This window comes from Pseudomonas sp. HP_12 (assembly GCF_055283955.1).
This window is the reverse complement of record NZ_JBTOQG010000001.1, coordinates 86,869-110,366: the sequence shown is the minus strand read 5'-3', so window position 1 is coordinate 110,366 and position 23,498 is coordinate 86,869. Positions and strand designations below refer to the sequence as shown.

Sequence of the window (23,498 nt, the reverse complement as noted above, 5' to 3'; positions counted from 1 at the left end):
ACTCCTTGCTTGGGTTATCGAGTGCCGCGAAATGCGACGGGGGTAGCCGGCCCGGCCCCGGCAGAAAGCGACCCGCAGGCCCCCTCTTCCGGCACCAGGCGGATGTCGACGCGGCGATTGGCCCGGCGTCCGTGTTCGGTGTCATTGCTGGCGATCGGTTGACTGGCGCCGAAGCCCTGCACGGCAAAGCAACTGCCGGGAATGCCGCCCATGCGTTGCATCCAGTCGCGCACCGAGGCGGCGCGGTCGCGGGACAGGCGCAGGTTCTGTTCTGCACTGCCGTTGGCATCGGTGTGTCCGGTGACGACGATCAACCAGCCGGGTCTGGCCTTGATGCCGACCAGTGCGTTGATCAGCACCTGGGTCGATTCCGGCTTCAGCTCGGCGCTGCCGATGTTGAACAGCGACAGCGTGTCCAGACGCACGGGGCCGGCCGCCTGCACCGTCTCGGTTGGCGGTTGGTAACGGCCGATGGCGTGCCAGACCCTGATGCGCAGCTGTTCGGCGCGGTACAGGCCGAGGCCCAGTGACCGAGGCTCGCCGCGGCGGTAGTAGTCATCCAGCCGTCGGGCGTCGTCGTGCAGGACGGTCAACGCCGCTTCGCGCAGCGCCACCGCCTGCGGGTCCTCGCGGGCGGTTTCGTTGATCGAGGCATAGCGGCGCAGGTCGTCACCGACCTGGCGGATCAACAAGGTGTTCTGCCGGGCCGAGCTCGACATCGCGATGACGGCGGCGAAAGCCGTCAGCCAGATGCCGATGACACTGGCGCGCCGCGCGGCGGTGTTGCCGGTGTGTCGGGGCAGCAGCTCCAGCAGGCAATCCGGCATGGGCAAAACACCGACCGTGCTGCCCGTCAAATGGGTCGGCACCAGCGCAGTCTTCGCCTGTATCCAGTGCTGCCAGACGCTGCCCGGAACCTGTTCCGGCAAACGCGGCACGCGGCAGATTGCGTAGGCCACCGGCAGCCGCGTGCTTTGACGGCCAAGGCGGGTGAAGTGCGGGGCTACAGACTGCTCCAGCCACGCGCCGTGGGTATTCATCTGCACCGCGATGTGCATTCGATGAGTGAGAGCGGCGCGGTCCTGTCGTTGCCAGTCCTCGACGCTGGCGCAGGTGCCGTTGCTTCTAACCCGCGCCGAGGGCCTGCCATTTTCCCAGCTGAACCACACAGATGGGTCGCTCGAACCGGCCTCTTCCCGGGTGAAGCCGGTCCCACAAACATCGCGCGTATCCTGGGACGCTTGCTGATAACTCACGACCCATAGCGGCAACGTCAGCGCGCGCTTGCGGACCACGGACAGCTGATGGGTCAGCGCACGAAGCTGGCCATCCAGTTCCGAGCTGTCAGTGTGTTGAGATGGATTGACCACACACATGACGCTCATCTGCGCACGCCATTGCGAACGCGTTGCCAGCAGCGCTGCGACCAGACCGGGCAATCGCTCAATGTTCGGCACGCTGACGTAGCACCCGCTCGCCGTCGTCCGCACGGCGGTTTGCTCGGCGATATCGACATCTGGATCAGCGGCAAAAAGCGCCGACGATCCCTCACCGCACACCAGCACCACGGGCAGGCTGTACTCACTGCCGGGCAAGGCTCGAAACTCATCCAGCCTTGGCGGACCACCTAGACGGGAAGAACCTCGACCCGCCAGCAGCCACGCCCCGGCTGCCAGCCCCAGGACGGCCGTGACAGCAAGGGCTTGAGCGACCAGGCTCAGGGGCAAGACGCTGATCAGCATCAGCGCCATAAACCCCGACCACAGCGCAAGTGCACGCATCAACTTGAGTGTCATGGGCGCGTCACACCCGCTCGGTCACAAGGGAGGCCACCAGAGCCGCCAGATGCGAATCCAGCACCCACCAGACGCCCGCCAGCAGCAAACCGGCCACCAGCAGATGCAGCAAGGGTGCGCGCAACCATCCCGGCAAAGGCTTGCGGCCCCGTGCGTCGATCCACGTCGGCAGCGGCTGATCCAGGGTCACCGGTGCAACCCGGGTGGTCAACTCAGCCATCAGTTGCTGACGCTCGGGGTGGTTCGGCTCTTTGTAGCGACCGAGAAAGCCCAGCATCAGCACGCGGTGATACACCCGCAGCACGCTCGGGTCCGGAGACGGCTCTTGCAGCACTTCGCGCATTTCTTCGTAGAGAAACTGTCCCGCCTGATGACGTCCGAAGTAATGCGCCTGAAGCGGTTCGTGGGTCCATTTGGCGCGGGCACTGGCATCGGCGTGGACCAGCACGGTTTCGTCCAGCAGCGCGCATTGCGCGTGGCTGATGAAATCGACATTGCGCTGGCTGACGCCGGCTTGCGTCAGCGCATCGCGGACCCCCACCACCTGCCGGGTGCACACCTCCCAGAGCGCGTCGCTGTCCGGAGCCGACGCGCCGTGGCGCAACTCGACCACCAACAGGTAACTGTCCTGCAGCAGTTGGTCGACATCGACGGACCCGGGAGCCGATTGGCTTTTCATTGGCCGGCTCATGAGCGCAGTACCGCAAACAGCTCAAGCTTCACGTCCGGCAACGTCGCCGGGACGTAGAACGCGCAGACCCCTTCGGCGAGCACCGCCTGACCGCTCGGATGGGCAAAATCGAGGGCGAAATACTGGTTTTCGAGACGCAGCGGGATCGCCGCCGGCACGTGACTCAACGGCTGCAGCGGAACACCGTCCAGCGCGGCATTGATCAACTGATCGACGTCGTCCGGTGTGCCGATTTTGCACAGCCGCGGGAACTGCGCCTGCAATTGGGCCGGGGCCTCGCGGCAGCGCACTGACAGGTAAAAGTCAGCAGCGTCGGCTTCGCGCAGGCGCGGGTCGTTGAACGTCACTTGCCAGCGACCCGGGATCACCCGCTCCAGCTCCAGGGCAATGACTCGCGACGGCAGACTGGCTTCCAGCAACGTCGAGATCATCTGCATCAACGGCGGCAACACCGTTTCCAGGTCGTCGTGGCGGTAGGCCGGAATGGCGTCAACGTCGTGTTCGAGGGAAAACGTCAGCAGCGCCCCCGCCAGCTTCACCAGTTCTTGATAGACCTGCTCGGGATGGCGCGCCGGGCTGGCCTTGAAGTCGGCGAGCACGGGTTGGTAGGTGTTCAGCGCATTGAGCAGCCAGAACAGCGAGACGTCGGCCACCGCGAAGTCGGCCATGCGCTGATTGCTTTCACGGCGCATGCCCATCAAGCGCTGGCGCTTGGACGCCAGTTGGGTCAGCAGATTGTCCAGTTGGACCTGCAAACCGGGGTGCCCGGCGAAGCTCAACAGCGGCGGCACGAAGGCTTCGTCCAGGCACGCGCGGCCCTGCCCGTCACGCACCAGCCGGGCGACCGGACAGGTCAGGTAATCAGCGTTGTCATCGCTGGCCAGGCGCAGGCTGAGCATGTGCTCGAGCACACCGATCGACTGTTGATCGTCGCCGTACAGATCCTGCACCTCGCGCCAATTCTGGCGGTAACGCACGGGCCGGTCGGCGCGGGCGCTCTCGAACAGGCAATTGCCGCCGTTGGCCTGCTCCAGCGGCAGGCACAACAGCACCTTCTCGCCCTGCCCCGAGTCGATCGGGATCTCTTCGAGGGCCAGCGCGGCGGGCAGCCGGTCAACGCTGTCGGTGTCGATCAGCGTGCCATCCGGCAACCGCGCCCGCAGCGCGGACGCCTTGAGTTTGCCCAGCCGCAACGCCTCAAGATCAAAGGTCGCCGTCTGCACACCCCACGGGTGAACGAGCGACAGATGGGCGATGCATTCGTTGGTCCAGGCTTCCCAGCGCGCTTGCTGCTGGAATTGCTGCTGGGACAACAGCGCCCCGGCAGCCCAGAGAGGTCGGTCGATTTTCATGTTGTGCTCACCTATGGCCGACGTCAGGTTTTGGCTTTGGGCATCTGGGAAACCAGCGAAAGGTTCACGTCCATGCCTTCCACCTGGAAATGCGGCACGGCGTACGACTTCACGCGGAAGAAGCCGGGGTTGTCGTCGATGTCTTCCACCGTCACCCGCGCGTCGCGCAGCGGATGGGAGGCTTGCAGATCGTCCCCCGGGTCCGTCATTTCGGTGACCAGCCCGCTGATCCACTTATTCAATTCCAGTTCCAGCAGACGCCGGTCCTTGGTGGTGCCGATGTTCTCGCGCTGAATCAATTTCAAATAATGCGCAATGCGCGACAGCAGAAAGATATAAGGCAGGCGCGAGTTGATCCGGCTGTTGGCCGTGGCATCGGCGGTCTCATACAACGCAGGTTTTTGTGTTGAATTGGCGGAGAAGAAACAGGCGTAATCGCGGTTCTTGTAATAGGAGAGCGGAATAAACCCCAGATTGGCGAATTCAAACTCCCGGGTTTCCGGGATCATCACTTCCGACGGAATCTTCACCTGACTGCCGGTGCCGAGGTCATATAAATGAATCGGCAGATCCGTCACCGCACCACCGGACTGTGGCCCGCGAATTTGCACACACCAGCCGTTATTGACGAAACTCTTCACCATATTTGCAGCGAAGGCAAAAGAAGCATTGGTCCACAGGTATTTGCTGTGATCGGTGCCTTTTACACTTTCCACATAATTGAAACTGCGCACCGGAATGGTGTCCGGCCCATAGGGCAGCCGTCCCAGCACACGCGGCATGGTCAAACCGATGTAACGGGAATCGTCGGTGTCGCGGAATGACTTCCATTTGATGTATTCCGCGCGATCAAAATAATTACCGATGTCTTTGATGGCGGCGACTTCTTCCATGGTGTCCTTGCCGAAGAAGGCCGGCCCCACCGAGGCAATGAACGGCATGTGGGCTGCCGCCGCGACTTTCGATATGTTGCGAAGCAGCGCGATGTCTTGCGGACTGCGGTCAAACTCGTAACTGGAAACAGCCGCCGCAATGGGTTCACCGCCGGGCGTGTCGTATTCCTGGGTATAGGTGTGCATATACAGACCGCTCTGGGCGATTTCGGGGGCGTCTTCGAAATCCTGGACCAGATGGTCCTTGCTGATGTCCAGCAACTCGATGCGCACGTTCTGCCGGAAGTCGGTCTGATCGATCAGCGACTTCACCCCGCGCCATGTTGACTCGACGCGCTGGAAGTCCGGGTGGTGCATGACGGCATCAAGCTGACGGCTGATCTGCGCGTCCAGCGAGGCGATGTGTTCGTCGAGCAGGGTTTTGTCGAGGCGCTGCACCTTGCGCGACGAGCCCTTGAGCAGGTTGAGGAACACGCTCACCGCCGCGGTCACGCGCTCATCGGCGGAGATCTCCGACAGCGCCTCGTTGTTCTGAAATGCCTCGATATCGCCGAGGGCTGAAACCGGGTTGAGGTTTATTTTTGAAAACAGCGCGCTATAGACACCCGTGCTTTCTTCGGACAAAACGGTGCCACCGCCTGATACTGCGGAAGAGTGTTTCGAGGACATGTTTGATACCTGCTATCAGAGACCCGGGTGATTAACGCTCTGGGGGTGCGGCGAGTACGGCCAGTTCGGCGCGCAACTCATCACTGAGCGTTTCGTCTTTGACGATGCGTTCAAGTTCATGACGGAAGGTCGCGTTGTCGAGCAGGTTTGATTTGAGATCACGCAACAGGTTGCGGGTCGCCAGCAATGCGCGCAGTGACGGTATTTGTCTGGCCACCTGTTCTGGCTCGAAGTCTTTCATTTTCTGGAAGTTCAAATCCACGGAAGCATCCGAACCGTCGTCGGCGAAGGTGTTTTCAACGGTGAGTTTCAATGCAGGGGAAAATTCCGCCAGCACACTGTCGAAATTGTTTTTATTGATATTGATTTTGCTGCGTTCGGACAAAGGCCGATCTTCCCGGCCGTTGCTGTAATCCCCGAGCACCATCAATTTGAGCGGGAGTTCGACTTTTTTCTGCGCACCGCCCGTGTGCAAATCAAGTTTTATATTGACCCGCGCTTTGGGCACTTCATTTTGAAAGCTGTTTGAAGCCATAACTCCTCCGTCGAAAATGCCACACGTCACAAAGGGGAATATCTGGATCGCAGGGCCTTTTTAACAGCCGAGCGTCCGTGACCCAAGCGATCAAGTTTTAACAAGTGTGAGCAGCGAATGGGTTGATGAAGTTTTCATCGAATTCGGGAAGCGGCAAGGCTAATTCCCTACGAATAAAAACTCTACCCACCAAAGACAGGAAGAGAGGTGTCCTACGGAAGTCTAGAATCCTTCCTACAAAAATAATCCCGGACAGTCGAACGGCTGCAGGATTGAACAACCTGCGCAATACAGTGGCGGCGGGTTTTAAGGTACAGATATAAAAAACCGCAAGCGGTTGAACAGCATCAGCTGTGCAACACGCCTGCGGCTATTTCGAGCAAATGAATCAGAAGATGTAATCGGTGGTCAGGAACGTCGATTCGCGGTTATGGATGATGTCGCTGATCAGCGCCTTGTTGCTTTCCTGGAACTTGGTCGCCACCAGGGTGCGGATCGAGAACACGCGCAGCGCATCGTCCACCGACAGCGTGCCTTCGGCCGAATTCTTGCGGCCGTTGAACGGGAAGCTGTCCGGACCGCGCTGGCACTGCGCGTTGATGTTGATCCGCCCCACCTGATTGGCGAACGCGTCGACCAGACGCCCGACCTGCTTGGAGTCGTTGCCGAAGATACTCAGCTGCTGGCCGAAATCGGAATCCAGCACGTATTCGATCACCGTTTCCAGATCGCGGTACGCCACCACCGGTACCACGGGCCCGAACTGTTCTTCGTGGTAAACGCGCATGTCCGGCGTGACCGGGTACAGCACGGCCGGGTAGAAGAATTGCTCATGGGTGGTGCCGCCGCCTTCGTTGACCACTTTGGCGCCCTTGCTCACGGCATCGTCCACCAGTCCTTGCAGGTAGTCGGTCTTGCCCGGCTCCGGCAGTGGCGTCAGAGAGACGCCCGGCTCCCACGGCATGCCCGGCTTGAGCTGAGCGAGTTTTTCTTCGAACTTCTCGAGGAAACTGCCGACCACGTTTTCGTGCACGAACAGGATTTTCAAGGCGGTGCAACGCTGGCCGTTGAACGACAACGACCCGGTAATGGCTTCCGTTACCGCGTTGTCCAGGTTCACATCCGGCAGCACGATCCCCGGGTTCTTCGCATCCAGACCCAGTGCGGCGCGCAGACGGTGCGGCTTGGGGTGGAGCTTTTTCAGGGCGCTGGCGGCCTTGTTGGTGCCGATGAAGGCAAACACGTCGATCTTGCCGCTGGCCATCAGCGCGCTGACGGTCTCGCGGCCGCTGCCGTAGATCACGTTGATGACCCCGGCCGGGAAGCTGTCGCGGAACGCTTCGAGCAACGGACGAATCAGCAACACGCCGAACTTGGCCGGTTTGAACACCACGGTGTTGCCCATGATCAGGGCCGGAATCAGCGTGGTGAAGGTCTCGTTCAGCGGATAGTTGTAAGGCCCCATGCACAGGGTCACGCCCAGGGGCACGCGGCGAATCTGGCCGAGGGTGTCCTGTTCCAGCTCGAAGCGGCTGGAGCGACGGTCGAGTTCCTTGAGGGCGTTGATGGTGTCGACGATGTAATCGCAGGTGCGGTCGAATTCTTTCTGCGAGTCCTTGAGGTTCTTGCCGATTTCCCACATCAGCAGCGTGACCACCGCGTCGCGCTGCTCGCGCATCAGCTTGAGAAAGGTCTCGACGTGATGAATGCGATCGGCGACGCGCATGGTGGGCCAGGCGCCCTGGCCCCGGTCGTAGGCGTTGACGGCGGCGTCCAGTGCAGTCATTGCGGTGTCGGCGTCCATCAGCGGCGTGCTGCCGAGCACCACGGACTCAAGGCCCGCGTCGGTTTTCAGCGAGACCGGGCTCAGCACCGGTGCCAGCGGCCCGTGCCATTGGTGCAGTTCGCCGTTGACCAGGTAATCGCGCTGCTCGATGGCGGGGCCTGCGCGAAACTGCTCAGGGATCTCGTCGGCGCGCGGGTACAGGTTGTCCAGGCGGTTTTGCAGGGTCATCTCATTTACCTCTTCCAGTCGGTCATCGTGCCAAACAGGCTGGACACACTACGCCACAGCCGCCGCCGAATGAAAAGCATCGAGATAAATGTCACGTCCGGGTGACACGAAAAACGTCTGCCGACGGTGCCAGAGGCGCTGTTCAGGCCACCGCGGTCTGGTTGCGCCCGGATGCCTTGGCCCGGAACAGCGCCTTGTCCGCCAGTCCCAGCAGCCCGTGCACGTCCTGACCGGTGTTGCTCAGCGCGGCGACACCGAGGCTGGCGGTGACGCCTTCGTCGTGCTGGCAGGTGATGTCGGCGATTGCCTGGCGCAGCTTCTCGGCGATGACATGGGCCGCGTCGAGGGACGTATTGGCGAGCAACAGCGCGAACTCCTCGCCGCCCAGCCGACCGCAGACGTCGCCTTCCCGCACGGACTGGCAGATGACCCGGCCGATCTGCCGCAACACTTCATCGCCGGCCTGATGGCCGTGGCAGTCGTTGATGCGTTTGAAATGATCGATGTCCAGCATCAGCGCGCACAGCGGTAACCGGCTGCGCTTGCAGGCGTCGTACGCGCGTTCGGCCTGATGGAAAAAAGCCCGGCGGTTCTTCACCCCGGTCAGTTCATCAGTCTGCGCGGCGTGGTCGGCGATGCGATGGGCATGTTCCATTTCGCGGCTCAGGCGAAAGGCCCGTTCCATGGCCTGGCACAATTTGCGCGTCGCGCTGACCACAAATCCGGCAAAGATCAGCGACGCAACCGCCATACCCTGCTGCGCGGTCTGGGGTTGAAACAGCAGCCAGGTCGAGCACGGCAAGAGCACCAGTGCAATCGACACCAGGGTCATCGAGCGGTACGCCGAATAACAGGACACCGCGCTCACCGACATGCCAACGGCGAACAGCAGCACCAGCGTCTGGATCAATAAATCCCCGGCGTGCATCAGCGCCAGCGCGCCGCTGCCCCAGATGCCGGCCGACAACACCAGCGTGACCCAGTAAGTGGTTTCCCAGCGCTCCAGGGTGCGGGCGGTTTCCGGCATCCGGAAATAGGCGGTCAACATGATCAGGCGCAAGGTGGTCGAGGCACCCAGCAGCCCGAGCCACCCGAGAATCAGGGAGTGTTCCAGGCGCTCCCAGCAGATCCACGAGAGCATTACAGCCGCCAGCGCGCTGCCGAACACCGAGAAAAAACTCTGACGGAAAAGCAACTGCAAACGATCGTTGCGCACCTGGGCCCGTATCAGGGCCTCGCGCGCCGGTTGAGAATCATGGAGGTACATCGAATTCGCCCGACCCTGGCATTGGATGGGTCGGATTGTGGCATCGTGCTATGACAGTAAACAACTCGCGCGCCAACTAATTGCTGCGCCACGCAGCGGATGCGGCAATTCGCCGGAAAAATGACGGTTCGACCCCCACGGCGTCAGCCTTACTCCTCACGCGCGGACGGCGGTTGACCGAGGATTTCAATCAAACTCAGGGCATTGCCCGTTGCGGCGCCGCTGGCGGTGTTATCGAAAATACACCACGTCGGCGCACCGCTTAGCGCCTTGGCTTTCAGCTCGACGGCCAGACGCATCAGGAAATCTTCTTCATAGGCGCTGTAATAGATGCGCGGCGCGCCGTGCAGTCGCCAGTAGCGCAACCCTGGCCAGCCTGCCGGTTGGCGGTCATTGCTGAGCCTCGATGGGTCCACTGTTGCTTGCGCAATGCGGTAAAGAGCAAGCATCGGCTCGGCCTGCACCCAGGTTTCATGGCGCGGCTCAATGATCACATGCCCATCAAAGCGCTCGCGCAGCTGGATGAAAAACGCTTCGGCCACGGAGGGCTCGAACCCCAGCGAAGGCGGCAACTGCAGCAGCAGGCAGCCCAACCGTTCGCCCAGTTCACTGCATTGTCCGAGAAACTCATCCAGCGCATGGCCGCTGCCCTGCAACTGTTGTTCATGGGAAATGAGTTTGGGGATCTTCACCGAAAAGCGAAAATCCTCCGGCACTGAGTCGGCCCAGCGGGCGTAGGTCTGCGGCCGATGGGGGCGGTAGAACGAGCTGTTGATTTCTGCGGTATTGAATTGCCGTGCGTAGCGCTGCAAGTGGGTGCCGTCGCCCGGAAAGGCCGGCGCGTGCTCGCGGCCCAGACTCCACCCGGCGCAGCCCACGAAGATTCTTCCAGGCGCGGTGGAGATGGCATCGTTCAAAACAGCACCTCCCCAGCTTCGCCCATGAAGATCTCTGCCGTCTTCGGCCCGATGCCGTTGAAGTCCTGCAGGCGCTTTTCGAACTCGCGACGGTCGGTGCTGGCGGCGACCATGGCGCTGACCGTGCCGTCATATTCGTGAGTCAGCTTGTTCGCCAGTGCCAGCAGGCGCACGGCGGTGGATTCGTCATAACGCGCATAACCGCCCTCGCCCAGCATCCTCACCAGCTCCCGGTGAGTGCACGCGGCCAGTTTGCCCGGCGTGTCGCGCCCGTGCCTGTCGACGATGACGTGATAGGTCTGTACCGCCGCCTGCGCCCGAATCCGTTTGCCCATCAGAAAACTGGCGATCAGCCATTTGAACAGCGCCTTTTCACCGCCCTGCACTAGGTCGATGCCCAGCTCCTGCGCTGTGATGTTCTTGCCCATGAACGCTCCTCGATTTCCATTGCTGGAGTGACTGCTCAAGGGCCAGATGAGTTCGATGTTTTGGGCGGTGTCTGGATCAACGCCCCTCAGGCGTTGGATATCTGGTTGATGCCGATGACCTCGCCGCTCCAGATCATCTCGTAATGGGCGCTCTGCACTATGGAGGTGACGTGGCGCGGGGTCAGCAGTGCCCAGCAGTGATTGCCCGGCGAGCGCACCGAGTGGTAGCGCAGGCCGGCCACGCCCGACTGCTTGGCTGCCTCGCCCAGCACATGGGACTGCGCGTAGTCGTCAGGTGCATAAATCGGGTCGGAGAGCGGAATCGAGGTGGCGTCGACACTGCCCTCCTCGCTGAAACTGCAACTCAGGCAGCGGAACACAAATCGCTCGTACTTCAGGGCCGCGACCCGCGACCAGTACAACTGCTGATGGTGGCGCACTTCGGCGATGGCCGTGTCGACGGTGTCGGCCAGGTACAGCACGCCAAACTCGCCGCTGCTGAAGCGCGACCCTGCCGGGTTAACGTGGGTGAACGGCGCGACGGCATAAGAGCATCCGGGAATGCCGAACGGAATCTCGGCCAGGGGAATCAGCTCGATGCGGCCGATTTCGTTCTGCAGGCGAGGATTGGTCAGCGCCTGAATCCGGTACAGCGTCTCGAACTCCGCGGCATCGGCAACGTCGCTGAACAGGTCGATGGGCGGGAATTTGGAATTGACCAGGCGATAGGCCTGCTGCGTCTCCCCGGCGAGTACGGGGAGCGCGTCCGGCGTCACCATTGGGCGCCCCGGAGGGTGTCGATGCGGCGGAAGGTTTCGTACAGCGCGATCATGTCGCCCTGGGCCATGACGTCCAGGGGCTTTCTGCCGTTGAAGAACTCGTTGTGGTTTTCCATCGACGGGAAACCGTAGGCGTTGTCGGGATTATCAAACAGGGTTCGGAGGGCGGCGTGGATGTTCAACACAAAGCTGACCCGCTGCATCTGATCCTGATCCAGTGCGACCGACCACTGCGCGTCGTCCTGGCGAGCGCGGGTGTACGTGCTTCGGGAAATACGCAGGATCTGGCAGGCCTGCTCGCTGGAGGCCTTCCACTTGTCCAGCACCCGCAACGCCGCTCGCAAACCGACCACGCACTCGGATTTGGACAGTTGCCGCGCTGGAATGGCGGTGGTCATGGGCGTACCTCTTGATGGCTACAGCTTAATGTCTGTGGACGCAACTTTAATTCAATTGCATCCATAGATTCAATGTCAAGTTTCGACAGCGTTGATGTGCGGCGCGACACCTGAAGCGTTAGCCGGTCCCACAACCAAGGTCCGATCCGAGGACCCAGAATACAGTGATACCTGAAGGTGCATTCCAGGGCCTCCAAAAGTGAAAAAAAGGTGAAAATTAAGCTTAGTCACATCTGGTAATGATTCGCATGTTGATTCAGAATCGCGCTCCCCACCGCGCCTTCAGGAATTCCCATTTTGATCCCTCGCCTTCCCGCCACCTTTCTCTTGGCCGGTGTCGTCGCCGCCATGTCTACCGCCCACGCAGCCGACGACGTCACGCTGCCGGCGATGCAGATCCAGGACACCGCCGCACAGGACGACGGGCAAAGCGTGGGTTATCAGGGCAAGCCGTCTTCGAGCACCACCAAGCTGGGGCTGACCAACAAGCAGACGCCCCAGGCGATCACCACCATCACCCGCGCTCAGATGAACGATTTCAAAATGAACGGGGTCAAGGACGCGCTGCGCTCGGCGCCGTCGGTGACCGTCGAGCAAAGTGAAAGTGACCGCACGGAGTACACCTCCCGCGGGTTCGACATCGGCAGTTTCGAGTACGACGGCATGGGCATGCCCTTCGCCCAGACGATCATGATCGGTGACCTGGACATGGCCGAGTTCGAGCAGATCGACGTGCTCCACGGAGCGAACGGTTTGATGAGCGGCACCGGCAACCCGTCGGCCACGGTCAACTTCATCCGCAAGCGACCGACCCGGGATTTCCAGGCGCAGATCGACACCAGCGTGGGCTCGTGGGACAACCGTCGCATTGATGTCGACGTGTCGGGGCCGTTGACCGACACCGGCAACGTCCGCGGCCGCTTCATCTATGCCCACGACAAGGGCAACTCGTGGATGGACCGCTACAGCCACGAAAAGAACGTTGCCGCCGGCCTGCTCGCCTTCGACCTGTCCGACGCCGACACCATGACCGTGGGTTTCACTCAGCACAACAGCGATTCCAACGGCAGCACCTGGGGCAACCTGCCGCTGGTCGACAGCAACAACAACCCGATCCACTACAGCAGCCGCTCGTCCAACGTCGGCCAGCCGTGGACCTACTGGAACATGCACACCCAGCGGGCGTTTGCCGAATGGAAGCATGACTTCGGCAACGGCTGGAACGCCACGGTCACCGGCACCGGCATTACCGAATACCAAGACACCAACATGCTGTACGTCGCGAGCGTCACCGATGACGACGCCTCGGTGTTCGCCGCTGATACCTCCAGCAAGGCGCACCAGTTGCTGGGCGAAGCGAAAGTCTCCGGCCCGTTCAGCCTGTTCGGCCGTGACCATGAGCTGACCTTCGGCGCCGCCTACGGCCGCACCCATCAGAAAGCCCGGGAATACGACGCCGGCGGGGGCACCTACTTCGACACCTCGTTCGCGGGCATTCTCGCCGGCAATACCCCTTCGCCGCAGTTTGGCTACACCAGTGACATCACCAACACCCAGAACTTCGAGGACCGGCAGAAAAGCCTGTTCGCCGGTGCCCGCTTCAGCCTGGCGGATGATCTGCACTGGATCGCCGGTGCGCGCATGCTCAGCGTCGACGGCACGGGCGAGAGCTATGGCACCGATCACTCCCAGCGCGAGCACGGCAAGGTCACGCCCTACACCGGCCTGGTCTATGACCTGACCCCGCAGTGGAGCCTGTACACCAGCTGGACGCAGATCTTCAATCCGCAATACGGCACGGTCGGCGTCGACGGCAAAGTGCTCGCGCCGCTGGAAGGCAAGAGCCTGGAAGCCGGCGTTAAAGGCAGCGTCATGGACGATCGCCTGAACCTGACCGCCGCCGTGTTCAAGACCAAACAGAGCAACGTCCAGTCGGCAGACTTCATTGAAGTGGGTTCGCAGTTCCGCTACTTCACCGATGATTACAAAAGCCACGGCATCGAACTGGAAGCGTCGGGCGAGGCACTGCCGGGCCTTGACCTGCTGGCGGGTTACACCTACGTGCACATCGAAAACGACGATGGCGACAAGGCCCGTCGTTATGTGCCGACCCACGCCTTCCGTGGCATGGCCAGCTACCGACTGCCCGGCCTGCCCCAAGCCCGAATCGGCACCCGGGTCAGCTGGCAGAGCGGGATTCAGAACGACAATTACAGCGTCATCCGCCAGAACGCTTACGCGCTGGTCGACCTGATGACCAGCTACGACATCGACAGCAACTGGAGCACGGCGCTGAACTTCAACAACGTCACCGACCGCAAATACCTGACTTCGCTGTACAGCGGCACGGCGAGCAACTATGGCGCACCGCGCAATCTGACGGCGTCGTTGACCTGGCGGTACTGATCCGGGCAGTTGTCCGGTGCTGGCAACCGTGCACCCTCCTGTGGGAGTGAGCTTGCTCACGAAGATGGCATTCCAGCCGCTGAAAATTTAGCGGATGTACTGGCCTCTTCGCGAGCAAGCTCGCTCCCACAGGTTGCTCAACAGCGGCAACATCCTGGATGACTTCATTTGATGAACGCATCCGTCCGAGAATTTTTTTGAGTCGCTCGCTTGACTTCCCTTTTCCAATCAGTAAGATAGCGCGCATTCCGCGATAGCTCAGTTGGTAGAGCAAGTGACTGTTAATCACTGGGTCCCTGGTTCGAGTCCAGGTCGTGGAGCCAGACAGAAGTAAACGAAAAGGCCAGCGCTTAGCTGGCCTTTTTCGTTTCCGATCGCTTTTCCCGGGCGCTCCCTGCCTGAAGCGGGACTGCATCAGCCCCGCTCCGCCCTTATCGTCAGGCCTTGGTGTAGCGCAGCCACACCGCGCCGCCGTCCTGCACCTCCGCCGACGTCAGTTTCAAGTGAGCCGGTTGTTTCCACGCCTCGGTCGATACCTCGAACGACGCCGGATGCTCGCCCCGCCCGTCGATCAGCGGCAGGATCAGCACGCTGACTTCATCGACCAGCCCGGCGTTGACGAACGAGCCACTGACATGGGGGCCACCCTCGACGATCAGGCGCTTGCAGCCCAGTTCGCTCGACAGGATCTGCACGACCTGCTGCAGATCAATTTCGCTCTTCCCGGCAAAAATGTAAGACACCTGGATCGACTGCAGGTACGCCAGATAGTCATCCGACACGCCTTCGGTCAGCACCTCGACCACGTGGGAATCCAGCGCCTGATTCTTCTTCCAGCCTACCTTGCCCTGGGGGTCGATCGACACGGCGTAGGCCTTGGCATTGCGGTCAGCAAAATAGTGGCTGCGCTCGATGGGGCCTGTGGCGAGGCCTTTGGGATAGCCCTCGTCGTGGGCGATTTCCTGCATCGTCACGCGCCCGCAGATCCAGGCGTCAAACTCAAACGTCTGGGCGAGCTTTTCGTACAGATTACCGGCGTCTTTCTTGAACGCGCGATCCCAGCCGTCGGTAAGGGCGTGGCCGTCGAGGGAGGACATCATGTGGCAAATGACATAAGGCTGCATGGCAGGCTCCAGGCTGATAAGTGTGTAGAGCCGACCTGGATCACGCGGAAATAGTTCACCCCGTCACTCGACCTGCCCTTCACAACCTGCTGCCCATCATTGCCGGTGATGTAGACCATGAAGCCTATTGTCTTCAGCTTCGGCAGGGCTCGCGTAACATCGCGTCATCCCAGACCCGACACGGACTTACTCCCATGACCCTGCACATCATCAATGCCGTCGCCCTCACTGCCGTGACCGTTTTCCTGGTCAACCGCGCGCTCGCCCTGTACGACCTGATCAATGCAGCGACCGTGTCCGAGCATCACTGAGGCGCTGTACTCAAGCGTGACGCAACAACGATTCAAGCAAGGCACCGAAATGCCAGGCCGCAATGGCCTGGCGGTCCCGCGATTATCGGCGGGTTAAATCATCGGTGGCTCGTATTGACGGGTCAGAAATTGGCCTTTAGCGCCTCAAGCCCCCCCTCGTAAATCCCCTTGAACAATTCCTCGACTTCACCATCGGAAACACCGTCCGGCGTAAATACCCCTGACCATTCGACCCATGTGCTGTCGGCGCCATCTTCTTTGACTTTGAACGTTGCCAGATAGTCGTTGATTGGAAACGGTCCCTTGTCGATGGAGTAGCTGTAAGTGCGCGCCGAATTATCGTAGGTCTGCAGGCGCTCGATGATTTCAGCGCCGTCGTCGGTGGTCAGGTGACGAACGCGCCCGCCTTCCTGTGCCTCGCTTTGCTTGATGAACGGCAGCCAGTCGTTCAAGGACAGGAAGCCGCCCGTCAATGCCCAGACCTGGTCGGCCGATACCGGGATGTGAATGGATGCAGATGCTTGAGCCATGTTGCTTTCTCCAGAAATGGGGGGGCAGCGACCGATCAGCCAGCGCTGGATGGCGTGGCGGGCCGCGCCCTCCCTGATAGGCGGTAAACGCGAGCAATCTTGTCACGGTTACCGCTGATTCGGGAGGGTGTGCGCCGCAAAAAGGCGGCGCACGGGGTGTTACTTGGCGGTGAAGGCCGAGTAGCTGTTCATCAGGTTGCGGTAGTTCGGAATGCGCTGGGACAGCAGGTTCGCCAGGCCTTCCATGTCGTTGCGCCAGTCGCCCTGCAGCTCGCAGGCCACCGAGAACCAGTTCATCAATTGCGCACCGGCTGCGGTCATGCGCGCCCAGGCGGCTTTTTGCACCACGTCGTTGAAGGTGCCCGACGCATCGGTGACCACAAACACGTCGAAGCCTTCTGCCAGCGCACACAGGGTCGGGAACGCCACGCAGACGTCAGTCACGACGCCGGCGATGATGATCTGCTTGCGGCCGGTGGCCTTGATCGCCTTGACGAAGTCTTCGTTGTCCCAGGCGTTGATCTGGCCGGGACGGGCGATGTACGGCGCGTCCGGGAACATGGCTTTGAGCTCGGGCACCAGCGGGCCGTTCGGGCCGGTTTCGAAGCTGGTGGTGAGGATGGTCGGGAGTTTGAAGAACTTTGCGCAGTCGGCCAGGGCCAGCACGTTGTTCTTGAACTCGTTCGGCGTGAAGTCCTGGACCAGCGAGATCAGGCCGGTCTGGTGATCGACCAGCAGAACGACGGCATCATCTTTGTTCAAACGCTTGTAGGGAACGGTCATGATTGACTCCATTGAGTGGGTGACGGATGAGTACAAGGCCAGCGCATCACACTGGCAGAGAGCCCCGCCGGTCAGTGCCGACGAGGCCTTTCATGCTCTTTTCAATTGCCCTGTTCAGGCGCCGGTCAGAAAGCGAAGCACGAACAGCCAAACGCGCCCCAGAAACCCTGGAAGTCGCTGACCGGTACTTTCGACTGGCGCGCTTTATCGTGGCTGTGGGCATGGACGCCGCAGGGGCCGCTGCACTGGTGAACCGCCGCGGCCATCGGTGCGCCTTGGCGCCAGTGGCCTGGAACTTTGGAAACCGGCGACCAGTCCGGCAGCACCGGCACGCTCGGCGGCGCCAGATCGTCGAACTCGCCGGCGCCGTACACCACCTTGCCGTCGACGATGGTCAGCACCGATTCGATCCACTTGATCGACTCCTCCGGCACGCTGAAGAAGTCCTGGGACAATGCGACCACGTCCGCCAGCTGGCCGACCTTGATCTGGCCTTTCTTGCCCTGCTCGGAGGAAAACCAGGCGCTGCCACGGGTGAACAGTTCGAGCGCGGTTTCCCGGGACAAACCTTCCGGGTACAGCTCCAGGCCACCGACGGTGCGACCGCTGACCATCCAGTACAGCGAAGTCCACGGGTTGTAGCTCGACACGCGGGTGGCATCGGTCCCGGCACCCACCGGCACGCCTTCGGCCAGCATGCGTTTGATCGGTGGCGTGTGCTCGCCGGCCTTGGCACCGTAGCGCTCGACGAAATACTCGCCCTGGAAGGCCATGCGGTCCTGAATGGCGATGCCGCCGCCCAGCGCCTTGACCCGCTCGATGTTCTTCGGCGTGATGGTTTCGCAGTGATCGAAAAACCACGGAATGCCGTTGAACGGAATGTCGCGGTTGACCTTCTCGAACACGTCGAGCATGCGCGAAATGGACTCGTCATAGGTGGCGTGGAGGCGGAACGGCCAGCGGTGCTCGACCAGATGGCGCACTACCGGCTCAAGGTCCTGCTCCATACCCGTCGGCAAATCCGGGCGAGGTTCAAGGAAGTCTTCAAAGTCTGCTGCCGAAAAGGTCAGCATCTCGCCGGCGCCGTTGTGGCGCAGGAAGTCATCACCCTGGTGCAGCGTGACGGTGTTGGTCCAGTGCTTGAAGTCTTCCAGCTCTTCCTTGGGCTTCTGGGTGAACAGGTTGTAGGCGATGCGCACGGTCAGCTGTCTGGCCTCGGCCAGTTGCGTGATGACCGCGTAATCGTCCGGGTAATTCTGAAAACCGCCGCCGGCGTCGATGGCGCTGGTCAGGCCCAGACGGTTCAGCTCGCGCATGAACTGGCGGGTGGAGTTGACCTGGTACTCCAGCGGCAGCTTTGGCCCCTTGGCCAAAGTCGAGTAGAGGATCATCGCGTTGGGCTTGGCCACCAGCATGCCGGTCGGGTCGCCATTGCTGTCGCGGACGATCTCGCCACCCGGCGGGTTCGGCGTGTCACGGGTGTAACCGGCCACCCGCAGCGCGGCGCGGTTGAGCAACGCGCGGTCGTACAAGTGAAGGACGAACACCGGGGTGTCGGGCGCCGCCTGGTTGAGCTCTTCAAGGGTCGGCATGCGTTCTTCGGCGAACTGGAATTCGTTCCAGCCCCCGACCACTCGGACCCATTGCGGCGTCGGCGTGCGGTCGGCCTGGGCCTTGAGCATGCGCAGCGCGTCGGCCAGGGACGGTACGCCCTCCCAGCGCAGTTCGAGGTTGTAGTTCAGGCCGCCACGAATCAGGTGCAAGTGCGAGTCGTTGAGGCCCGGGATCACCGTGCGCTTGTGCATGTCGATGACCTGCGTGGCCGGGCCGCGCTGGGCCATGATCTCGGCGTCGGAGCCCACGGCGACGAATTTCCCGCCGCTGATGGCCACGGCGCTGGCCTTGGGTTGTTCCTGGTCAACCGTGTGGAAATTACCATTGAAGAGAATCAGATCGACGTTCATCGCGCCTCCGTTCGTGGAAGATTTGGATGCCCCGACGGCAAGGCCGGTGGCAGGCAGTGAAGAAATCAGTGCGGCGGCCGCGCCGAGCAACGAGCCCTTGGCGACGAATCGGCGGCGGTCGCTGGAAGACGGTTGATCGGCGTCGTTATCCTTCATGATCGGCGCCCGCCACCGGCGTCGGCCGGGCATTCAGCCACGGGGCAAACAGCCGCGTCGCCCGGGGCATCAGCACATACACCACCAGCAAAACGATGGTCACGGTGACCAGTGCGGTGCTGATGATGTAATGGGCCAGCAGCGGGTACAGGCGGAACACCGGCCCCCAGACCAGCGGCACCAGCAGGGTCAGCGGGCAGATCACCAGGAAGGTCACGCAGGCCTGTTTCCAGCGCGGCGGCGGGTTTTCCGCGGCGGGAACGAACCAGAATTCGTTGTGCGGGTTGACCTCGGTGAAATCGCCGTCGGCCAGCATGGGCGACGCTTCGGCCACCAGTTCGCGGCGATGGGACGAGTCGAGCCAGCTGTGCATGGCGTCGGTCGAGCAGAAGCGCAGGACGCAGGTGAACATGTGCAGGCCGTCGGCCTTGCCGCGTATGACGTCGACGCCCAGATGCCCGGGGTAACTTGCCGCCATGGCGATGATGCGCCGCAGCCAGGCTTCGTATTGCGCTTCGAAGCCGGCCTTGATCCGGTGCTTGACCACCAGGGTGACGATCTCGTCAGCGGACAGTTTCGACGTTGGGGTAACGTCGGCGGTCGTGGCGTAATCAGGCATAGCGAAGCGCTCCGGGCAAACCATGGTTGAGCGCCAGACGACCGGGTCCGGCGATCAGCACACTGGTGAAGATGATCAGTAACAACCAGCCGAACTGGCCCTGTTCGACGCTCCACTCGCTGTGCACCACGACGAGCGCGACAAGCAGCAGGATGAGAATAGGCAGGCACGCCAGACGCGCCACTACGCCGGTCAGAATCAACAGGGGGCAGAGGACTTCGGCGAAGATGGCGATGCTCAGGGTCATTGGCGCGCCTAGATGGAACGGGTCTTCGATGAGGGTCAGTTGGGTGTTGAAGTCGAGGAGCTTGGGCAGGCCGTGGACGAACAGCAGGAACAGCGCGCCGGCGGACCTGAGGAAGAGCAGTCCGAGGTCTTGTGCGTGGTCGTTGAGGGTTGAGTAGGTCATCACACACCGTTGATTTCGTGGGCCACGACGCCTGAGGTGCAGGTGTGCGTGGCCGATGAAATCAGTGTGGCGGTGCGAAGGAGATGGGTATTGAACAGACGTGCTTTTGAGGATCCGGATCAAGATCAAGATCAAGATCAAGATCAAGATCAAGATCCTTAAGATCAAGGGCGTCGGCCTAACGGCCTCGGTTTCGCCTTCGGCGAGTTACTTGGAAAAGCACCCCAAGTAACCAAGGGTGCTTGCTCTCGGTTGGGCCCTTCGTTCCTCAGGGTTCCTTCACTCCGGTCTCGCTCCGTGGGCCCGCCGCCATCCGCCATCCATGGCGGGGGGCGGCTCTCGCGGCATCCATGCCGCTCGGCCCACTCCACGAGACCTCCGTTCAGCCTGCACCCAGGTCGCGATTGGCGTCGTCTGGGATTTTTGTGTTTGAAGATCAAAAGCAGATCAAGTGCAGATCAAGTGCAGATCAAGTGCAGATCAAGTGCAGATCAAGGGAGGGTCAAGCGCTAAGGACTTGTGGGAGTGAGCTTGCTCACGAAGGGCCGGTACATCCATCAGATATCTGGTGTTTTTGATAGAGCATTCGCGAGCAAGCTCGCTCCCACAGGATGGGTGTGAAATCAGCAAAATTGTTGGCGCCTGAGCTGGCCTCTTCCCGGCTAAAGCCGGTCCCACTAAAAGCATCGCGTACCCTCTGGAATCGCCTCCGACTGTAGGACCGGCTTCAGCCGGGAAGCTTTTGCTTTTGCTTTTGCTTTTGCTCTTGCCGTTGCTTTTGATCTTCAAACACAAGATGTCCATTCAACGCCAATCGCGACTTGGGTGCAGGCTGAACGCAGGTCTCGCGCAGTGGGCCGAGCCGCATGGATGCGGCGAGAGCGCCGTCAGGGCATGGATGCCCGTTCGGCGCGGGCCCACGGAGCGGGACCGGAGTGAAGGAACCCTGACGAAGGAAGGGCCCAACCAGGAGCACAAGCCCTTGGTTACTTGGGGCTTTATCAAGTAACTCGCCGAAGGCGAAACAGTCTGCCCCCAGGCAGACGCTTGTGATCTTAAAGATCTCGCCTCATGGCAAAGGCCGCGTCTCCTGAGACATGAACTCGGTAATCCGCGAACGCAGCCACCGCTCAGCCGGATCGTTATCGTGAACACCCGCCCAGACCATTGACAACTCCGCCGGCGCGATCGGGAATGGCGGATCTTCCGCGCGCAACGCGCAGCCTTCGATCAACGCGCAGGCCGCGTAATCGGGGACGGTCGCGATCAACTCGGTGCCGGCCAGCAACGCCCGCAAACCGCTGAACTGCGGCACCGCCACCACCACCCTTCTCGCCCGCCCGACTTTCGCCAGATCGATATCGATGTTGCCGCTTAGATCGCCAGAGAACGACACCATGGTGTGCGGCCGCTGGCAGAACTCGTCCAGCGTCAACGGCTCGGGGCGTTTGTCGCCGCGCAGGACCTTCACGCCGATGTCCCGCAGTTTCTTGCGCTTGGCGTTGGCCGGCAGTTCGGTGGTGTAGCTGATGCCCACTGAAATCTCCCCGGACGCCAGCAGTGCCGGCATCAGCAGGAAGTTCGCCCGGCGCACGACAACAATGATGCCCGGCGCTTCTTCGCGCAGGCGGTTGAGCAAAGGCGGAAACAGGCCGAATTCGGCGTCGTCCGACAAGCCGATGCGGAAGATGTCGCAGCTGGTCGCCGGATCGAACTCCTTGGCCCGACTCACCGCCCCGGAAATGGTGTCCAGGGCTGGCTGCAGCTCCTTGAGAATCGCCAGCGCCCGGGCGGTCGGCTCCATGGCGCGACCGTTGCGCAGCAGCAGAGGGTCGTCGAACAGGTCGCGCAGCCGCGCCAGCGCCGCACTGATCGCCGGCTGGCCCATGAACAGCTTCTCCGCCACCCGCGTCAGGTTGCGCTCGAACATCAGCGCTTCGAAGATCACCAGCAGGTTCATGTCGACGCGGCGCAGGTCGTTGCGGTTCATTCAGGGATTCCGGAGTAGGCGTTTTCGGGAGGCCTGACGATGCCAGACCGGCGCAGGTATACGCAGGCGCCGAGGGGGTGTCTTGAACATCGGTGCTGCCACCCGCCCGATGCAGCTGGAAGGATAGCCGTCCTCAAGAGGCATGCACGCTCTGCGCCACACACGCTTTGGCGGGCATAAGGGTCATGGTGCGACGCCAACTGAACGGGGTCAGTCCCACCACGCGGGTGAACACCCGGGTGAAATGGGACTGATCGGCGAAACCGCAATCCAGGCTGATCTGGGAGATGGTCAGCACTGACTCGCCAAGCAAGGCCCGGGCCTTGTCCAGGCGCATCTGCAAAAACCAGTCGCGGGGCGAGAGACCAGTGTTCTTCTTGAATGCGCGGGAGAAATGACTGCGTGACAGCGAACACTCGGCGGCAATCCGGGCAATGGACAGGCCCTTGTCCATCTGGCTGGACATCAAGTCCTTGGCCCGGCGCTCCTGCCACGGCGACAGGGCGACGCGTTCGAGAACGGATTCAGGGTTCAGCGAGGGGTTGAATGCAGTCATGCCAGGCACTCCAGCTTCACAGTTGGCGGTGAAAGAAGTGTCTACGGCGGCGTTCTTAAAGTCCTTCTCGGGGTATTAAACGTTCTGAAAAGTCGTACGACGACGTGCATCGCTGCGGTGCGCCGAGCCACGCTTCAGAACATTTAAGACCGCACCAAGGACGGCATTTGGCCTGCACACTACCCTGTTCACTCCAACGGTTCGGTTCGCTGCGAGGGACGGCATGTGACCACCCGATACGTGGCTGGCATTGTGATTCCCGACGGCGCGATGGCCCGCGCGGCGACCGACCTGATGCGCGTTCATCAGTCAGATCTGCTGCTGAACGCGGCCTGGCGCACGTTCGTCTTTGCCAGCCTGCTGGGGCACAGTCGCGGGCTGCGTGTCGATGCCGATCTGTTGTACACCGCCGCCCTGTTTTTGCGCATCGGCATTACCCGGCTGTACGCCCGGTCGCAACTACGGTTCGAGGTCGACAGCGCCAATGCCGCCGCCCAGTTCCTGCGCGGGCACGGGCGCTCGTGGGATGACATCGCCCAGGTCTGGGACGCCATCGCGCTGCACACCACGCCGGGCATCCCGCAGCACAAGCCGCCGTTGACCGCCCTGCTCTGCGCCGGCGTCGAAACCGACCTGACCGGCGCCCACTGCCGGTGCTTCAGCCCCGCCGCACAGGCACGGGTGTTGAGCGCGTACCCCCGCGAACCGGGGTTCAAATTCAAGTTGCTGCATGTGATGGCATTGGGTCAGGTGCATCGACCGCAGACGACCCTGGGCACCACCAACGCCGACGTGCTGGCGTTTCATGCCCATCGCCTGAACGCGGGCGGCTTCTGCGAACGACTGCTGGCCTCGACGTGGCCGTACTGAGCGGTGAGATTGGGCTTGAAGATTGAGCCGTGCGATTGACT

The 23,498-nt window shown here is 61.6% G+C and carries 21 protein-coding genes and 1 tRNA gene; 3 read left to right on the top strand and 19 right to left on the bottom strand.

Features of this window, described 5'->3' with window-relative positions:
• Positions 1-14: 14 nt before the first annotated feature.
• From ACYASU_RS00550 to ACYASU_RS00500, 11 genes are all read right to left on the bottom strand, one after another.
• On the bottom strand, positions 15-1,796 hold the full coding sequence (locus ACYASU_RS00550) for an OmpA family protein (RefSeq protein ID WP_463581570.1): 1,782 nt from the start codon (positions 1,794-1,796) through the stop codon (positions 15-17).
• A 7-nt stretch (positions 1,797-1,803) separates the two neighbouring features.
• Positions 1,804-2,475 (bottom strand): type VI secretion system protein TssL, short form, encoded by a 672-nt coding sequence (gene tssL / locus ACYASU_RS00545; RefSeq protein WP_463581569.1) that lies wholly within the window; start codon positions 2,473-2,475, stop codon positions 1,804-1,806.
• An 8-nt stretch (positions 2,476-2,483) separates the two neighbouring features.
• Entirely contained in the window at positions 2,484-3,839 is a 1,356-nt protein-coding gene (tssK, locus tag ACYASU_RS00540; protein WP_463581568.1) for a type VI secretion system baseplate subunit TssK, read from the bottom strand.
• 23 nt (positions 3,840-3,862) lie between these two features.
• Complete coding sequence (gene tssC, locus ACYASU_RS00535) at positions 3,863-5,401, bottom strand: type VI secretion system contractile sheath large subunit (RefSeq protein WP_463581567.1); 1,539 nt, start codon at positions 5,399-5,401, stop codon at positions 3,863-3,865.
• Positions 5,402-5,432: 31 nt separating this feature from the next.
• Positions 5,433-5,936, bottom strand: a complete 504-nt coding sequence (gene tssB, locus ACYASU_RS00530; protein ID WP_463581566.1) for a type VI secretion system contractile sheath small subunit — start codon at positions 5,934-5,936, stop codon at positions 5,433-5,435.
• Positions 5,937-6,324: 388 nt separating this feature from the next.
• A complete protein-coding gene (locus ACYASU_RS00525; protein WP_346628198.1) occupies positions 6,325-7,950 on the bottom strand; it encodes an NADP-dependent glyceraldehyde-3-phosphate dehydrogenase in 1,626 nt (541 codons plus the stop codon).
• A 142-nt stretch (positions 7,951-8,092) separates the two neighbouring features.
• Positions 8,093-9,217 carry a GGDEF domain-containing protein gene (locus tag ACYASU_RS00520; RefSeq protein ID WP_463581565.1) on the bottom strand — a complete coding sequence of 375 codons (1,125 nt, stop codon included), beginning with the start codon at positions 9,215-9,217 and terminating at the stop codon, positions 8,093-8,095.
• A gap of 149 nt (positions 9,218-9,366) precedes the next feature.
• A complete protein-coding gene (locus tag ACYASU_RS00515) occupies positions 9,367-10,134 on the bottom strand; it encodes a DUF72 domain-containing protein (protein WP_463581564.1) in 768 nt (255 codons plus the stop codon).
• Complete coding sequence (locus ACYASU_RS00510; RefSeq protein WP_463581563.1) at positions 10,131-10,562, bottom strand: HhH-GDP family DNA glycosylase; 432 nt, start codon at positions 10,560-10,562, stop codon at positions 10,131-10,133. The genes ACYASU_RS00515 and ACYASU_RS00510 overlap by 4 nt, the downstream gene beginning before the upstream one ends.
• A gap of 86 nt (positions 10,563-10,648) precedes the next feature.
• Positions 10,649-11,341 (bottom strand): RES family NAD+ phosphorylase, encoded by a 693-nt coding sequence (locus tag ACYASU_RS00505; RefSeq protein ID WP_463581562.1) that lies wholly within the window; start codon positions 11,339-11,341, stop codon positions 10,649-10,651.
• Positions 11,335-11,739 carry an antitoxin Xre-like helix-turn-helix domain-containing protein gene (locus ACYASU_RS00500; protein ID WP_463581561.1) on the bottom strand — a complete coding sequence of 135 codons (405 nt, stop codon included), beginning with the start codon at positions 11,737-11,739 and terminating at the stop codon, positions 11,335-11,337. Before ACYASU_RS00500 ends, ACYASU_RS00505 begins: the two co-directional genes overlap by 7 nt.
• Before the next feature lie 348 nt (positions 11,740-12,087).
• Here ACYASU_RS00500 and ACYASU_RS00495 point away from each other — a divergent pair, with 348 nt between their 5' ends.
• Both ACYASU_RS00495 and ACYASU_RS00490 read left to right on the top strand, forming a co-directional pair.
• Complete coding sequence (locus tag ACYASU_RS00495) at positions 12,088-14,145, top strand: TonB-dependent siderophore receptor (protein WP_463581560.1); 2,058 nt, start codon at positions 12,088-12,090, stop codon at positions 14,143-14,145.
• A 247-nt stretch (positions 14,146-14,392) separates the two neighbouring features.
• Positions 14,393-14,468, top strand: a tRNA-Asn gene (locus ACYASU_RS00490).
• Between the two features lie 114 nt (positions 14,469-14,582).
• Here the strand turns inward: ACYASU_RS00490 and ACYASU_RS00485 are convergent.
• The 8 genes from ACYASU_RS00485 to ACYASU_RS00450 all read right to left on the bottom strand — a co-directional run bounded on the left by ACYASU_RS00485 (position 14,583) and on the right by ACYASU_RS00450 (position 22,587).
• Positions 14,583-15,269 carry a RibD family protein gene (locus tag ACYASU_RS00485; RefSeq protein WP_463581559.1) on the bottom strand — a complete coding sequence of 229 codons (687 nt, stop codon included), beginning with the start codon at positions 15,267-15,269 and terminating at the stop codon, positions 14,583-14,585.
• Between the two features lie 433 nt (positions 15,270-15,702).
• Positions 15,703-16,110 carry an SRPBCC family protein gene (locus ACYASU_RS00480; RefSeq protein WP_423574546.1) on the bottom strand — a complete coding sequence of 136 codons (408 nt, stop codon included), beginning with the start codon at positions 16,108-16,110 and terminating at the stop codon, positions 15,703-15,705.
• 159 nt (positions 16,111-16,269) lie between these two features.
• A complete protein-coding gene (ycaC, locus tag ACYASU_RS00475; RefSeq protein ID WP_463581558.1) occupies positions 16,270-16,893 on the bottom strand; it encodes an isochorismate family cysteine hydrolase YcaC in 624 nt (207 codons plus the stop codon).
• A gap of 125 nt (positions 16,894-17,018) precedes the next feature.
• Entirely contained in the window at positions 17,019-18,857 is a 1,839-nt protein-coding gene (locus ACYASU_RS00470; RefSeq protein ID WP_463581818.1) for an amidohydrolase, read from the bottom strand.
• A gap of 145 nt (positions 18,858-19,002) precedes the next feature.
• Positions 19,003-19,632, bottom strand: coding sequence for an antibiotic biosynthesis monooxygenase (locus tag ACYASU_RS00465; protein WP_463581557.1), 630 nt, complete (start codon positions 19,630-19,632; stop codon positions 19,003-19,005).
• Positions 19,625-20,041, bottom strand: coding sequence for a DoxX family protein (locus ACYASU_RS00460; protein ID WP_463581556.1), 417 nt, complete (start codon positions 20,039-20,041; stop codon positions 19,625-19,627). The genes ACYASU_RS00465 and ACYASU_RS00460 overlap by 8 nt, the downstream gene beginning before the upstream one ends.
• Positions 20,042-21,110: 1,069 nt before the next feature.
• A complete protein-coding gene (locus tag ACYASU_RS00455) occupies positions 21,111-22,031 on the bottom strand; it encodes a LysR family transcriptional regulator (protein ID WP_133771037.1) in 921 nt (306 codons plus the stop codon).
• A 133-nt stretch (positions 22,032-22,164) separates the two neighbouring features.
• Positions 22,165-22,587: a helix-turn-helix domain-containing protein gene (locus ACYASU_RS00450; protein WP_463581555.1), complete on the bottom strand. Its 423-nt coding sequence runs from the start codon at positions 22,585-22,587 to the stop codon at positions 22,165-22,167.
• A gap of 225 nt (positions 22,588-22,812) precedes the next feature.
• Here ACYASU_RS00450 and ACYASU_RS00445 point away from each other — a divergent pair, with 225 nt between their 5' ends.
• Entirely contained in the window at positions 22,813-23,457 is a 645-nt protein-coding gene (locus ACYASU_RS00445) for a phosphohydrolase (RefSeq protein ID WP_463581554.1), read from the top strand.
• Positions 23,458-23,498 lie beyond the last annotated feature (41 nt).